This is a genomic window from Pseudomonas sp. ICMP 8385 (assembly GCF_002699915.1).
GTDB lineage: Bacteria > Pseudomonadota > Gammaproteobacteria > Pseudomonadales > Pseudomonadaceae > Aquipseudomonas > Aquipseudomonas gessardii.
The window spans coordinates 430,769-443,483 of sequence record NZ_LKBY01000001.1 but is presented as its reverse complement, the minus strand read 5'-3'; the positions used below and the strand labels follow the sequence as shown (position 1 = coordinate 443,483).

At 59.1% G+C, this 12,715-nt stretch carries 18 protein-coding genes; all 18 read right to left on the bottom strand.

Translation table 11 applies throughout. The annotated features are described in order from the left end of the window. Positions 1–55: 55 nt before the first annotated feature. The gene (locus tag AO268_RS02130; protein WP_099167776.1) at positions 56–646 is read right to left on the bottom strand and encodes a tail assembly protein; all 591 of its coding nucleotides are present in this window, start codon (positions 644–646) and stop codon (positions 56–58) included. 44 nt (positions 647–690) lie between these two features. Further along, positions 691–1,089, bottom strand: coding sequence for a hypothetical protein (locus tag AO268_RS02125; protein WP_099167775.1), 399 nt, complete (start codon positions 1,087–1,089; stop codon positions 691–693). A gap of 33 nt (positions 1,090–1,122) precedes the next feature. Continuing rightward, positions 1,123–1,878, bottom strand: a complete 756-nt coding sequence (locus AO268_RS02120) for a C40 family peptidase (protein ID WP_099167774.1) — start codon at positions 1,876–1,878, stop codon at positions 1,123–1,125. A 3-nt stretch (positions 1,879–1,881) separates the two neighbouring features. Next, positions 1,882–2,631 (bottom strand): phage minor tail protein L, encoded by a 750-nt coding sequence (locus tag AO268_RS02115; RefSeq protein ID WP_099167773.1) that lies wholly within the window; start codon positions 2,629–2,631, stop codon positions 1,882–1,884. A 9-nt stretch (positions 2,632–2,640) separates the two neighbouring features. Further along, entirely contained in the window at positions 2,641–2,979 is a 339-nt protein-coding gene (locus AO268_RS02110) for a phage tail protein (RefSeq protein ID WP_099167772.1), read from the bottom strand. Then, complete coding sequence (locus AO268_RS02105) at positions 2,969–5,836, bottom strand: phage tail tape measure protein (protein WP_099167771.1); 2,868 nt, start codon at positions 5,834–5,836, stop codon at positions 2,969–2,971. The genes AO268_RS02110 and AO268_RS02105 overlap by 11 nt, the downstream gene beginning before the upstream one ends. Before the next feature lie 3 nt (positions 5,837–5,839). Continuing rightward, positions 5,840–6,118 (bottom strand): phage tail assembly protein T, encoded by a 279-nt coding sequence (locus AO268_RS02100; protein WP_257154326.1) that lies wholly within the window; start codon positions 6,116–6,118, stop codon positions 5,840–5,842. A 29-nt stretch (positions 6,119–6,147) separates the two neighbouring features. Next, positions 6,148–6,507, bottom strand: a complete 360-nt coding sequence (locus AO268_RS02095; protein ID WP_099167770.1) for a phage tail assembly chaperone family protein, TAC — start codon at positions 6,505–6,507, stop codon at positions 6,148–6,150. A 9-nt stretch (positions 6,508–6,516) separates the two neighbouring features. Beyond that, a complete protein-coding gene (locus tag AO268_RS02090; RefSeq protein WP_099167769.1) occupies positions 6,517–7,260 on the bottom strand; it encodes a phage tail tube protein in 744 nt (247 codons plus the stop codon). A gap of 86 nt (positions 7,261–7,346) precedes the next feature. Further along, positions 7,347–7,712 (bottom strand): tail completion protein gp17, encoded by a 366-nt coding sequence (gp17, locus tag AO268_RS02085; RefSeq protein WP_099167768.1) that lies wholly within the window; start codon positions 7,710–7,712, stop codon positions 7,347–7,349. Beyond that, positions 7,709–8,155 (bottom strand): HK97-gp10 family putative phage morphogenesis protein, encoded by a 447-nt coding sequence (locus AO268_RS02080; RefSeq protein ID WP_099167767.1) that lies wholly within the window; start codon positions 8,153–8,155, stop codon positions 7,709–7,711. The genes gp17 and AO268_RS02080 overlap by 4 nt, the downstream gene beginning before the upstream one ends. Then, on the bottom strand, positions 8,148–8,486 hold the full coding sequence (locus AO268_RS02075) for a phage head closure protein (RefSeq protein ID WP_099167766.1): 339 nt from the start codon (positions 8,484–8,486) through the stop codon (positions 8,148–8,150). Before AO268_RS02075 ends, AO268_RS02080 begins: the two co-directional genes overlap by 8 nt. Continuing rightward, positions 8,486–8,962 carry a head-tail connector protein gene (locus AO268_RS02070; RefSeq protein WP_099167765.1) on the bottom strand — a complete coding sequence of 159 codons (477 nt, stop codon included), beginning with the start codon at positions 8,960–8,962 and terminating at the stop codon, positions 8,486–8,488. The genes AO268_RS02075 and AO268_RS02070 overlap by 1 nt, the downstream gene beginning before the upstream one ends. Positions 8,963–8,964: 2 nt before the next feature. Continuing rightward, on the bottom strand, positions 8,965–9,207 hold the full coding sequence (locus AO268_RS02065) for a hypothetical protein (RefSeq protein ID WP_099167764.1): 243 nt from the start codon (positions 9,205–9,207) through the stop codon (positions 8,965–8,967). A 50-nt stretch (positions 9,208–9,257) separates the two neighbouring features. Continuing rightward, positions 9,258–10,511: a phage major capsid protein gene (locus tag AO268_RS02060; RefSeq protein WP_099167763.1), complete on the bottom strand. Its 1,254-nt coding sequence runs from the start codon at positions 10,509–10,511 to the stop codon at positions 9,258–9,260. Between the two features lie 9 nt (positions 10,512–10,520). After that, on the bottom strand, positions 10,521–11,222 hold the full coding sequence (locus AO268_RS02055) for an HK97 family phage prohead protease (protein ID WP_099167762.1): 702 nt from the start codon (positions 11,220–11,222) through the stop codon (positions 10,521–10,523). Further along, the gene (locus AO268_RS02050) at positions 11,219–12,556 is read right to left on the bottom strand and encodes a phage portal protein (RefSeq protein ID WP_218927872.1); all 1,338 of its coding nucleotides are present in this window, start codon (positions 12,554–12,556) and stop codon (positions 11,219–11,221) included. Before AO268_RS02050 ends, AO268_RS02055 begins: the two co-directional genes overlap by 4 nt. Continuing rightward, the gene (locus tag AO268_RS32610; RefSeq protein WP_099167761.1) at positions 12,549–12,713 is read right to left on the bottom strand and encodes a hypothetical protein; all 165 of its coding nucleotides are present in this window, start codon (positions 12,711–12,713) and stop codon (positions 12,549–12,551) included. The genes AO268_RS02050 and AO268_RS32610 overlap by 8 nt, the downstream gene beginning before the upstream one ends. Between the last annotated feature and the right edge of the window lie 2 nt (positions 12,714–12,715).

Genomic DNA, 12,715 nt, shown 5'->3' with positions numbered 1-12,715 from the left:
TTCCTCCAGGCAATAAAAAACCGCCACTTGGGCGGTCGCGGTGCGGCTCTTCTGCTTACGTTTTGTCCTCGGCATAGATCGAGGCCGAGATAATCATGCCGCCCCACCGGCGGCGGCCGATGCAGATCGGCACCGGGTTGCCACTGGCGGTGGTGTTCTTGGCAGATCCAAACGCATAGCTGGGCATATTTTCCGGCGAAGCGCTTTGCTTGAGGCCTGATGCCTGGGGACTGAGCATTTGCATTGCGCCGCCCACCGCTAACCCAATACCAAGCTGAACGGCCCAAGGCTGTTTGAAATAGGTGCCCACAGCAATCAGGACAACCCCGAGCACCGTTTGGAGAAGCCCGGCGCGTTTGCTGCCAGCAATTATTGGCACGATTTTAAGAGTTTTTATTCCTCCCAGATCGAAGCCTTTCTCGCCAACGTTTTTTCCATTGCGGACAATGGCGAACCTCATGCCGAGCCTATCAAGACGGGCGACTTCTTCCGAAAAACCGTCAACTGTGACCCTCAGCGCCTTGAAAACCTCCCATGCGTTACCCGTTTCCAACTGGTAATCCTTCTGCCGGAAGAACTTTCTTCCCAGAATGCTGCCGAGCTGAATAGTTGTTCGTGGACTGTAATGCACTGCTGTTGCAGCCATCTCATTCTCCAGGCAATAAAAAACCGCCCTAGGGCGGCTTTCTTTCAGTAGGTCGTAGGTGATAAATCCATACTCATCGCTGAGTCGGTAGATATCCTGAAGCGCTTCGTGCCACCAGGCTTCAACAAGGCCTCGCGCTCTTTTAGCCCGCTGCCACAAGAGGTAGCGGAGACGATGTGATCGCCAGCTGGAACGTAAAACTTTGCAGTTTCCCCTGGCCCGATTTCTGCTGATTTGTGACCATCAATGCTGATCGTTGTATTACAGCCGCCGCCGACGAAACCCGTATCTCTGGTGATAATCAACACTGCATCGCCTTCACGTTGCGCTTGGTTCGCCAGCAGTCTTGAAGCAGGTACAGGGTCTGCCTTGTCGGATGGGATAGGGGAAGTTGCGCAGCCCGCGAGCAGCGTTACCGCCAACACGCCTATGATCAATTTCATGCGGTTCACTCCTGTGGAAGATGAGCCACCTTATCACCGAGCATCACGGTGACGCAGCACCAGGCGCGTGCGATCCAGCCAAGGGCCGCCAAAAACGATCAGCTCAGATGGCCTGCCGTAAAGGTGATGCAGGAGAAAAGGCCCGGGGCCGAACGTGCCCGAGTCTTCGCCGGGTAGCGATGGATCGGTGCCCAGGTATATGCCGGCATGATTCGGGTGAGCCGTCCGACCAACCTGCATCACGATCATGTCGCCACGCTGCGGACGGTCGACGCGCACGAATCCGGCGGCCTCGTAGTGCTGCTCGTACAGGCTGGCGTTATCCGCACTCTCCCACCAGCCATCGGCACGCTGGAAGGCTTCGAACTCAATCCCCCATTCGCGCTTATACCACTCGGCGCATACAGCCCAACAGTCCCAAGCCCCATGAACAAACGGTCGCTTGAGTAGCGGCACGCTGCCGGTCGGGGTGATCGTCCGTAGATCCCCCTCGGGCCACGACAGAATGTGCCAGGGCAAGGCCGTGGCCTCGCACATTGCCAAGTCACGCGGTGACGGCCTGCTGGTAGCGTCGGGATGCGAATGCACTACGCCAATCACCTCCCCAATATCTTCGGCCGCGGCGTACTCCTCCGGGTCGATCCGAAACTCTTCGTTCGGATCGGCGGCGATGTTCCTGCAAGGGAAGTACTTCTCCGCCCGGCCCACGGAAATCAAAAGCCCGCAGCACTCTTTCGGGTACTCGGCCGCCGCATGCGCCTGTATGGCTGCGATGATGTGTTTGCGCATTTTTCAGCTCCTGGCGATGAGGGACACAGCGGGAAATCCCCCGAATGGCATGGGGTTGTCCCGCCCAAATCGAGGGTCGCACCCCTTTCCAAGCGTGCCGTCGCATTCGTCCTGTTCGGGATCGTCTGTGGGTAAACCATCCTTCGTGACGTATGGCCCGGTGTAGTTGCAATTAGGGCCGCGATAACCACCAGTTAGGCACCAATGGCACAGCGTCGTGGCGTGCCGGCCGATTGACTCACCGCCAACGTCGCCTGGGCTGGCCAGCTCCCAACTGACCGTTTCCCCGTCTTCGTTCGTCTTCTGGTCGATGTACCAGACCTCGATCGTCTCCTGGGTTGGATCTGCCGTTGGGTTCCCTTCTGGGAAGTTCTCAGCGTCAAGGTAGCTGCCCAGCGTATGCCGCATGGTCAACTTGAAATCCGCGAGGTCCTGGAACGCCAGACACAGTGCAGTGATTCGCCCGTTAACGTTGCCGACAGACAACGTGGGGCGAACGGCCGTGCCGTCTCCGTTCGCCTCGATGCCGTCGATCTGCATCGGCCAGGCGTTGTACTCCTCGCCATTCCAGTAGATCGCCTTCGCCGGCAGTTGGTCAGCATCGGCGCCGGCGGCGATCAACTCAGCCGCCGTGTACGGGATGGCGTGACCGTGGAAGCGCAAAACGTCCGCGCCGAAGTCCGTGCCGTCCAACTCAAAGAGCAGCACTTCGCTGCCAGGTTCAAGAACCTGGATATCGCTGATCAGCGGCATGGTTGCCCCTTATGGAAGAAAAGATTGGGTGAAAGTGGTGGTCAGGGTGAACATTCCGGCGCCGTTCGGGGTGATCGAGGGCGCGGTACCACGGAAGAACGAAAGCTCTCCCAGTGGCGGTGTCCAGAAAAACGACTTGTGCCCAGCGTGCCGGTCGAGGAACTCCTTGATTTGCAGGGCGACCGCCTCTCTCACAACGAACGTAAGCGGCCAGGAATCGAGCCGATTATTCGGCCCGTCCCCAACAACCTGCTCATAGCCGCTCCCAAACTTTGAGGATCGATTGCGGTACTCGGGAATGCTGGTGGCCGAGATCGACGGACACCAACCAAAGACTTCAACGGCCATTCACAAGCCTCCAGATTTGCCCGCCGGGCTGAGTTTCCTTGGCGATTTCCGCTTGAGCCCCACGGCGGGCGATATCCGCGTAGGCCTGGCCGAGGGCCTGAGAGTCTTTCTGAGATGTGCCACTTTCCGCCCCCTGAACCACAAACGACTGCTGGATGACGACGCCCCCAGGGGCTGTCGGTGCTGACGATGACCCACCGGACAGCCCGACATAGCCACCGTCCGCATAACCCTTCTTGTTCAGGCGTTCCAGGTACCCGCGCATACCAGGTTGCTGAACCACCTCTTTGCGGATTACAAACTCATCGCCGTGCACAACACCCTTCGGCTCGTACTTACCACCAGGACCAGTCCAGCCCCCATCGGATAGGCCCGGCCATTTCGAAAGAACATCAGCGGAGTACCCGGCCGCTGTGCTGCCAGCTGACACCGCAGCGCCACCACCGCCACCAAATGCGCTACCGATTGCACTGCCGGCGATACTTGCGAACACGTTCGATGCCGCTGACTGCAAAGCCATCTTGGCAATCATCTTGGCAAAGCTCTTGGCCACATCACCAAAGCTCTGATCTGCCCCGAAAGCCCAATCGACGGCGGCGTCGGTAAGGCCGTCATACAGCGACGTGAACGCCGACTGCGTCTGCCCTGCGACATCCTTTGCCTGATCCATGTAGTTCTGGAAAGCCGAGGAAGCCCCCAGCGACCAATCGCTTCGGGCCTGATCTTCGTCCTCGTAGAACTTGTTTTGCATGGCCAGGCGCTGATCGAGCGCGGATTTAAGGGCCTGGGTTTCCTTGTTGTACAGCTCGGCGCTGAACTGATCCTTGCTGCTCTTGTTGTAGTCCGAGGTCAGCTTGTCCATTTGCGACTGATAGGACTGCTGAATGCCGCGCTGCTCCTGTAGGCGCTTGCGCTGTTCATCGCCCAGGCCAATACCGGCCAGGTTGTTGTCGAGGCCCTGCTGGGCGCTCGAAAGCTGGCTTTTCAGGTTTTCATCGAATGCCGCGAGTTTTTTCTGAGTTTCCAGGCCCTTCTCGCGAAGCGTGTTCTCAGCCTCGAGCGCTGCGTTGCGCTTGAGCTGGGCCGTGATCAAGTCCTGGCTGGCCAACAGCGACCGCTGCTCAGCCGTGAGTGTTTTCTTGGCCTTGATATCGGCCAACTGTTGCTCGAACTCGACCAGTTTTTTCGCATTCGCGCCAAGGGTCTGACTCGCTGCGGACTGATCGCCAATCAGGCCGTTTTGCCGCTGGAGGACGGCGTATTGCTGGCGGGCCTGGTCGAGCGCCCTGATCCCCGCATCCTCGCGATAGAGCGGCGTTCTGGCCACCTTCGGATCTTTGTACTTGTCGTTTATGTTGGCGATGTCTTTGGTCTGCTGCTCTGGGGAGATCAGCAGGGACTTATCGCCGGAGGCGCGGGCCTGGATGATTCGGCGCTCGACCAGCATCCGGTATTCGCCCAGCTCGCGTGCGCGCTTATCGGCGTTGGTCTCGGTCTCCTTGCGCAGTTTGTCCAGAGAGACCTGGTCCGACAGCGCTTGTTGCTGTTGCTGCTGCTGGAAGCCCCGGGCAGCCGCCCGGCGATCCTCCTCGGCCTTCAGAACAAGTTTCTGGGTTTTCTCAGCCTCTAATGCCTCGACACGGAAGCTGTCGTTTGGCACCAGATTGTCAAACCCATCGGATTTGTTCAGCTTTCGAGCGTTGGCAATGTCATTGAGCTGCTTGTCCAGCGCGGCGATCTGCTGGTCTAAGGTGTCCTCGCGGCCAACGTTGAGCGCAGCATCCCACGCTTCTTTCGCGGCGTTTTTTACAGCGCTCCAACTGCCCTCGAGGAGCCCGAGGTTCTTTTTGATCGAGTCGGATGTGCGGTTAAGCCCTTGCTCATAGGTGTCATTGGCAAGCGCGGCGGCCTCCTGAGTCTTGCCTTGCGCCTGGAGCGCCTTAATCTGTTCATAGGTGGTTGCCGTCAGAAAGTTCATCGACTCGTTGAGCTTCAGAATCTCCGCAGCAGGGTCCTTCGCGATCTTCTCGAAGTTCTTGACGGTCTCCTCGGCGGCCTGCCCTGTTGCCGATTCGAACCGGATAGCGGCCGCAGCAATGCCTTCGAAGGCCTGAATGGGAATGCGAGTAGAGCCCGCCAGTTGCGCCAGGACGCCAGACGCCTTGCCGATAGTGCCGTTGGCCAGGGCAATCTGCTGGGCAAGCGTGGAAAGCTGGCCAGCAGTGGTGCCTACGGTGTTCCCAGTCATGGCCAGGGAGGTGGTGTAGGCCGTGGCCTCGTCGCTTCCCTGCTTGTAAGCCAAGGCCAATACAGCGGCCGCAGCGGCGGCAACAGTAAACGGGTTGATCAGTCCGAGGACGTAGCCGCCCAAGGCCTGTGCTGCGGGCCCAATCCCGCCGAACATATCCTTGAGCTGTCCACCCTGCTGCAAGAACACCGTCATGGGGTTCTGGCCGGCCTGCAGCGATACGGCAATATCTGTGAACTGAGCCGGCACGCCCCGCAAGTTCGCGGCGTATTGCTTGGCGGTCTGTCCGTTTTTGAGCATTACCTTGTCGGTTTGCTCGATAGAAGCGCGCTGTTCATCGATCTTTTTCTTATAGAGGTCGAACTCAGCAGTGGGTAGTCGCCCAGCCTTGCGGTGGGCCTGCAGTTGCTCCTCCATCTTGTCGAGGCGACTGTATGCCGCCACAACAGGATCAATGCGACCAACGAGCTTATCCAGCTCCTTGGCCTGGTAGGCGGCCTCCTTGGTTGTGGACTTGAGCTTTCGCTCTGCACGGTCCATCCCCTTTTCAAAGCCGCCAGTGTTGGCCACCAGATCGACCGTTAGCTGGCCAAGTGAATCAACAGCCATAAATCACCTCTTGACCGACTGCAACAGCGCGAACAGGTCCTGCGCGGACGCCTCAACCTCTTCCTCTGGCTCCCCGCGTTTAGGCAGGAAGTCATCGAAATTTGCCTTGCCGCCGTGCACGTTGTTCAAAATGGTGGCGAGCAGGGCGACACCACGCTCAATTTTCAAGCCCAGGTTCAGCGTTCCGTTCTGCTCGACGTACGCCATCCACGAAAGCACCTCGGTGTAGCTGAGGCTGGCTTTCGCTTCAGCGACGGATCGCCCGCCGATGCCGTTGAGCACCAGCTCATGCCAGAACTCATCGGCGGGCCCTATTTTTTTTCTTCGGCGCCCTCACCAATGCCATTTGCTTCGTTGAGTGCAGCCAGAAGTGCCAGCGTCAACTGAGCGCACAGCGGGCCATTGCCAGAGTCGTTGGTGCCGAGCACATCCCCAACAGAGAACACTGGCGAGCCGTCTTTCTTGAGAATGTTGTTGGCAATACGCTCGGCGAGCACATCGCCGCCGGCGTCCTTCGACTCCCAGCGCTGGGTCAACTCGATGAAAGACTCTTGGCGCACGTAGATCGTGGCCTTCTGCGTTTTGCCACCGGAAAACCACTCGATGTCTTTTTTTACCGCCATGCCGGCGAATGCTCCGGCTGCGGCCAGGGCTTTAATGCTGAGATCCATGGTTATTCCTTATGGAGCGATGACTTTAGGGACAAATACCGGGTCGCCAGACACTTGGATGCCGACGGTGGACTTCACAACGTCATTCAGCGCGAAGCTGAACGGGAAGCTGTTCATGTAGCCCTCGAACGTGATCCAGGTGCGGGTGTTCGGCAGATCAAAATCGACTTCCAACCCAACGACAGCAGTTGCGGCCGCGCCGGTACCGCCGCCGCCACCAGTGAGCGCGATGGTTGGTGCGGAGGTGTAACCAGATCCGGCATTGGTGATGGTGAAACCGGTCACCGAGCCAGCCGAAACAGCTGCTGTTGCAGTAGCGCCAGTGCCGCCACCGCCGGTAATAGCGACAGTAGGTGCCGAGGTGTAGCCGGTGCCGCCACTGGTGAGTGAGATCGCCGAAAGCGCGCCGGCCTGGCTGACAGTCGGCGGGATTCCTTCCAGCTCGCCCTGGGCATTCACAATGCGGCCGTCAGACCAGCCAATCGCCCAGAGCAGTTTGGTACCGGCGGTTTTGAGCCGGTGCAGGCGGACGTGAGCCGCAGATTGCGGGTCGATGTTCAGGCCAAAAGAAGCCGAACCAGGCTCAGCGAGACCGGCCTCGTATTCCCGGGCGCTGGAGTTCATGCAGGTCGTTTCGATCTGCGCAATGCTGGTATCGATCCCGTCCAGGGAGGTAAAGCAGCCGACCACCAAAATAGCTTTGGTGAGCGGGTCAATGGCGTAGAGGTCCGTGCCTTGGGTCTTAATGGTCAATTTGTACTCCCCGATTTTCTTGGAAAATCACTTTTGAGCGGGCATAAAAAACCCGCCGAAGCGGGTGGTTCTTTTCTGATTTACGGCTACAAACTCACCAGCCAGGCAACGTCGAAACCTTTGCGGTAGCTGTGGGTGTCCTTGTCCTTGTCGTCGATCCCGAAGCCGGTGACATAAGCGTGCTGGGCAATAACCCGGCGCAGCACCATCACTACGTCATCAGCGGCAGAAGCTGTTTCTGCGTACACGTCGACCTGAAGGCCGTAACGATCCGTACTTGGTACGCAGTTGAGGAAGTTGATCGGCGAGCCGCTGACAACCTGCCAGACGGCATAGGGCCGCTCTACCCCCTCTGGCGCCTGGCCGTGCGGGTAAAGGCGCGTAGGGCCGGTGCCAAGCCGCGCAGTGACGGCCTGGCTCGCGGAGCACACCTGAAAAATGGGCGCGGTCATTCATTCACCCCCAGTTTGATCAGCTGATACTTCGCCGAGCTGAGGAATTCCTGGAACAGCTGCTCGCGGTTGTTGGCAAGGGCCGGCCGAAGGAATGGTTTTGCCCGGTTCTTCTCGGTACCGAGCTCCACCCACCACCAGTAGAACGTGTTGCCGCCCTTCTGGCCGCGCTTGCGCATTCGCACGCCCACCGAGATAACCACGGCGCCGAGCTCCTGCCCAAGCGCCTTGCGCTCAACCATGGCCAGGTTGGCCGGGATGAAGTTGGCAGTCTCCGGGTCATCGATGCGCGATGCACGGTCCTTCGCGTCGATCAGCACTATGTCCATTGCGTCCTTGGCCGCCGGCGTGACCACTTTGCGGCGCATTTCCTCCGTCAGTCCCTTGAACCTGGCTGACAGTGCATCGGCGCCCGTGAGGTTGTACGTGACCCAATCAGCCATCGGTCACCCCCGTTTTGCTCAATATCGTCAGGTATTCAAGGCCGGAATCCCGATCCGGGAGCGGTTCGCCCTCGATGCTGTAGAGCTTCCCGCGATGAACGATCCGCATCGTCGGCAGCAGGCCTGCCCAGTGGCGGATCACGAACCTGACCGTTGCCTGGGATTGCGCCGCCTGCGCGGAGAACAAATCCTTGGAGCTCAGCGGTTCGTATGCGGCCGGCACCTTTTCACGAACAGGGCGCCAGCCTGGAATCATTTCCCCGTTGTTCTGGTCTTGCACTAAAGCCCTTTCTTCAAAATCTATGCGGTGTCGCAAACGTCCGGCACGCATCACGCACCCATCCCGATGCGGTAGGGCATCAGCAGTGATTTGCTTGCCAGGGGAAGCTCAACAGCAGTGCTGCCGACCACCACCTCCTCACGATTGGCGAACAGATGACCAAGTTTGAGCAGACACGCGGCCTCGATCGCCTTGTTAATCACAATACCGAAGTCGTCCATGTCGATTGCTTCGAACGTGTCGGACAGCGTCCGGCGCGCCCTCTCGCGCAACCGGCACCGGTCTTCAACATTCTCCGGATCATCCGCTACTACCAGCGCAGCGCGGTATGCAGCGCGGGCGGCCTGAGTTCTCGGAATGGTCGCGGCCTTGGCAAGATCAACAGCGGCCTGATCGGCAAAGAACCGGCGCTGCAGGAACTGCTGTGCAGCCTCCTCGGCACCGTCAAGTTGCGACTGCACCAGCACCTGGTCCTCTGGCTCAGCCAGCAAATGCCTCATGGCCAGGTCGATGTCGATCACGCTCATGGTCAGTCGGCCTTTTTCTTGGTGGCGGGTTTGGCTGCCGCTTTATTCGCAGGGGTTGGGGCCTGCTTGTTTTCCGGGGCAGGAGCGTTCTTCACGTCGTATCCCTCGATCAGGCCATTACGGCGTAGATCGCGGGCCACTGATTCATCCACGGTGAATTCCGCGCCACGCTTCACATACTTTTCGCCTGAACCCAGGCCATCGGCATTGAAGCCCTTGATCGCTTTTACAGTGATGTCTGGCATCGATGTTCGCACCCGGTTTCCCGGGTGCGCTCCTGTGAGGTGTCGAAGCCTTACGGCGCGTCGAATTCACCGTGGACGAAGGATTCTTCACGGTACACAGCCATAGCCAGGCGCTCTTCCGCGCGAATCGTGACCATGTTGGTACGGAAGTTGTCGCCGTCTTCAGTCGAAACTTCGACGGCCGCCTCTTCGCGGTCGAAAATCTGAGCCGCGATGTTCATGGCGCCCACCAGGAATTCACCCTCTGGAACAGCGTTACTGTCCACAACAGGCAGCTTCCACAGGCGTTGTGCGCCGCCTTCCTGGACGTTGACCCAGATGTAGGAGCCAGTGCTGTCCTTGGTCAGCTCGATATCAGCCCAGTCGACGGGGTTGAGTGCGATCGCCGAGGCGCGGTATTCGGCGATTCGTACCTGCAGGATGGCGCGACGCAGCGTATCGATCTTGGTATCGCCGGCTTTGCGAAGGGCGTTGTTGAAGGCGGATGCCTGAGGGATCAGGCCGAGCATGTTCCCGCCCACGCCGTTACCGGCAAGGATCTGCTCTTCTTCCTTGTACTTCAGGCCGTAGATCGCGCGGCCGTTGATGTAGCTCTGCAACAGCGGGATATCGGACAGAACCTGCTTGGAGGCGCGGAACCAGTGAGCGATGGTAACGACGTTGGTCGTTTTCAGCGCAAACGAGATGTCAGACTGAGCTTTCGCTGCGCCTTCACCGGCCTGGATCGCCGCCATATTCTGGAAGCCGCTTTCTTGCACGAACTCGACAGCGTTAGAGTCGGTCCGGCCGGGCATGATCAAATCGCGGATGACGAATTGACGCTCCGGATCTGCAACGATGCCAGGTACCCGCGTTGGCTGGATGCCGACGCCCACGCCGCCAGTACCGGTGGTTGCGCTGGTGATGTTGGTGACGGCCTTGCGACCAATGCGGGCGATGCCACGGCCGCGAGTTTGCAGGGCCTTGAAGTCCTCCGAGTCGGACAGCTCTTCGCCTACCGACTTGGCATCAGTTGGATCGTTCGCCGCAAAGCGGCGAGTCAGCTTCTGCTCGATGTCCTGTAGGCGATCCTGCAAGCCCAGGCCATCCTTTACCAGGCCGTCGAGAACGGTCTTGGTATCGGCCAGAATGGTGCCGTGTTCTTTGATTTCTTTGTTCGCCTTCTCGGCGAACGCTTTGATTTCCTGGTCGCGCTGGTCCAGCAGGTCGGTTACCGCTTTCAGTTGGACCTTGTCGTCGGAGTGCTCCTTGCGTTGCATCTGACGGTTTTCGGCGCGAGCCTGGTTGCTCATGGCGTTATGCATGGTGAATCCTCAAAACGATGGGAGAGTCAGTGCCGGGCGCGATTTGATCGCCTCGACGAGTTCAGCTTCAGCCAGGTCGCCCGCGGACTCGCTCCGGAGCAGGTGTTGCAGTCCACGGTTGGCAATCACCGTTGACTGATTTTTCGAGAATCCTGCCTCGCGCAAGAGCAACTCGAATTCTTTCAGGGAAGGAAGGCCGCCATGTGCCAACTTCGACTTGATGGTGTCGGTGCGCGCCTCATCGTTGGCCGGCACCGTCACAATGGAAATTTCCACCAGGTCGAGCTTGGTCAGCGTGCGGATGCGGGTCTTCTCGTCGAAGCTCGATTCACGCACGTAATAGCCGATGGAAAGGCCAGTGATGGATCGGGACTTCATGCCGCGCATGGCGATACGCGCATACGGCGCATCAGCCAGCCAGAGCTCGCCATCGCCGAACAATCCCTTGGCATCCTCTTTCAGGGTGTCCATGGACCAGGAGCCGATTGGCTCGCCGGTGCGGTGCTGCCAGAGAACTGGCAACGATCGGCCTTTCGCTTTGAGATCGGCGATCGACTCAAGAAACGCCCCGGGCGCCACCACCTCGTTGTAGCTGTCGACGACACCAAACACCGATCCGTAGCCAGAAAAAAGGCCGTCATCGCTGACAGCCTTCACGTCGTAATCAAATGAGCGGTACTTCACCGCCAGGGACTGGTCTTTGCGTTTCATTCCTGGTTCCCCTTGGGTTTTTCATTGAGCCAGTCCAGCAGCGCGGAACGGGCTTGCTGGGCATCACCCGAGCCTTCGCCGAGCTTGTCGATCGGCAGCATGTTGGATTGAACGGTGAGCTTCGCCGCGTTACCGCCCATAGGCGCTAGGTTCTCCTTGATACGGCAGTCGTCTCGGGTGTAGATGCCGTTTTGCGTCATGGAGCTGTAAAACGCCGCACGTGCCGCACTGTCTGCGCGAAGCAGGCCTTCCGGGTTGAACTTGGCGTAAAACCGTCGGCGCTCATCGGGCCGTAGAAGGCGCCTGTTGATGCTTTGCTCAATACGTTTCATCCATGGCAGCAGGGTAAAACTGAGGAAACCGAGCATCTGCTGCTCCATCCCCGTCCCCCAACTGGTGCTGTTCGAGGTGTGCCCCACCATCCAAGGCGGAACACGGAACCAGCGGCAAATCTCCTCAACGTTGAACGCCCGGGTTTGCAGCATCTGGGCATCTTCAGGCGTCATGGAAACTTGCTGGTACTTCATGCCGGCTTCCAAAACCATGGTCTTGCCGGTGTTAACCGCGCCGGCAAATTTTGCCGCCATGTCCTCGCGGATATCGTTGCGCTGTTCCTTATTCAGGATCTGATCAGTAGACAAAACGCCGCCGAGCTTCATCCCGTTAGCAAACATCTTGCTAGCCGACTCATCCGCAGCCATTGCGGCGCCAAATACGTTGCGACCCATTGCGAGCGGGCTTAAACCGCTCATGGGGTCTGTGCCAAAGCCGCGGGTATGCATCATCTGCTCATCGAGAAGCGTGTGCGATTTGCCCTCGCTGTCGATGAACCGATACTCAATGGCGCCGCTGCTGGTCCGGCGCGGCGGTGATACCGCCTGAGGTAGCAGGAACTCCAGGGAAGAGAGCTCGCCACCTACCAGGTGCGGCTCGTTAAAGCTGTTCCCGGCCAAAAGTAGGCTAGCCACCACGCATTCCCAAAACTCAACTGGGGTTTGGTCGGCATTCGGCTGGATGCTGATGACGCGGTGCACCGGGTGCGATGAAGCCACTACGGGGACGCCGTCCTTGTCCTCATACAGCGCAATCGGCAGCGTGGCCAAGGTCTCAGCGATCAGACGAACGCAAGCCCAAACCGTGGACAGCTGAAGCGCTGTTTGCTGGCTTACCGTCTTGCCTGAGGCGGAATCGGTGCCGTAGTAACCGTTCCAGAATGACGTATCGCCAAGACCAATACGTCGCCCAACCCATCCGGCGAGCGAAGACTTCACGAATCCAGGCTCGGCCGATTTGAACAGAGCCTGGCGCAGGACTGATTTGATAGGTTTATTCACCAGTCAGCCCCTTGCGGATGAATCCAGCGGCCGCCAGGCAGCCGGCGCCCGCCGCCACAAGTGCCCAGCCGAGCCCGGCAAGTACGAAGACGCCGGCGACCAGCAGGCCAAGCGCAACGATGGCGACCACTAAAAAAAGGATCAGGCCGTTATCCATGG

What these genes read in the sequence shown, in the direction of transcription:
- AO268_RS02115 (WP_099167773.1), bottom strand. Translation starts at nt 2,631, where the DNA reads ATGCCGCTGATCAGCGATATCCAGGTTCTTGAACCTGGCAGCGAAGTG.
- AO268_RS02120 (WP_099167774.1), bottom strand. Translation starts at nt 1,878, where the DNA reads ATGCGCAAACACATCATCGCAGCCATACAGGCGCATGCGGCGGCCGAG.
- AO268_RS02105 (WP_099167771.1), bottom strand. Translation starts at nt 5,836, where the DNA reads ATGGCTGTTGATTCACTTGGCCAGCTAACGGTCGATCTGGTGGCCAAC.
- AO268_RS02060 (WP_099167763.1), bottom strand. Translation starts at nt 10,511, where the DNA reads ATGCATAACGCCATGAGCAACCAGGCTCGCGCCGAAAACCGTCAGATG.
- AO268_RS02055 (WP_099167762.1), bottom strand. Translation starts at nt 11,222, where the DNA reads ATGAAACGCAAAGACCAGTCCCTGGCGGTGAAGTACCGCTCATTTGAT.
- AO268_RS02130 (WP_099167776.1), bottom strand. Translation starts at nt 646, where the DNA reads ATGGCTGCAACAGCAGTGCATTACAGTCCACGAACAACTATTCAGCTC.
- AO268_RS02070 (WP_099167765.1), bottom strand. Translation starts at nt 8,962, where the DNA reads ATGAGCGTGATCGACATCGACCTGGCCATGAGGCATTTGCTGGCTGAG.
- AO268_RS02065 (WP_099167764.1), bottom strand. Translation starts at nt 9,207, where the DNA reads ATGCCAGACATCACTGTAAAAGCGATCAAGGGCTTCAATGCCGATGGC.
- AO268_RS02095 (WP_099167770.1), bottom strand. Translation starts at nt 6,507, where the DNA reads ATGGATCTCAGCATTAAAGCCCTGGCCGCAGCCGGAGCATTCGCCGGC.
- AO268_RS02125 (WP_099167775.1), bottom strand. Translation starts at nt 1,089, where the DNA reads ATGAAATTGATCATAGGCGTGTTGGCGGTAACGCTGCTCGCGGGCTGC.
- AO268_RS02110 (WP_099167772.1), bottom strand. Translation starts at nt 2,979, where the DNA reads ATGGCCGTTGAAGTCTTTGGTTGGTGTCCGTCGATCTCGGCCACCAGC.
- AO268_RS02075 (WP_099167766.1), bottom strand. Translation starts at nt 8,486, where the DNA reads ATGCGTGCCGGACGTTTGCGACACCGCATAGATTTTGAAGAAAGGGCT.
- gp17 (WP_099167768.1), bottom strand. Translation starts at nt 7,712, where the DNA reads ATGACCGCGCCCATTTTTCAGGTGTGCTCCGCGAGCCAGGCCGTCACT.
- AO268_RS32610 (WP_099167761.1), bottom strand. Translation starts at nt 12,713, where the DNA reads ATGGATAACGGCCTGATCCTTTTTTTAGTGGTCGCCATCGTTGCGCTT.
- AO268_RS02080 (WP_099167767.1), bottom strand. Translation starts at nt 8,155, where the DNA reads ATGGCTGATTGGGTCACGTACAACCTCACGGGCGCCGATGCACTGTCA.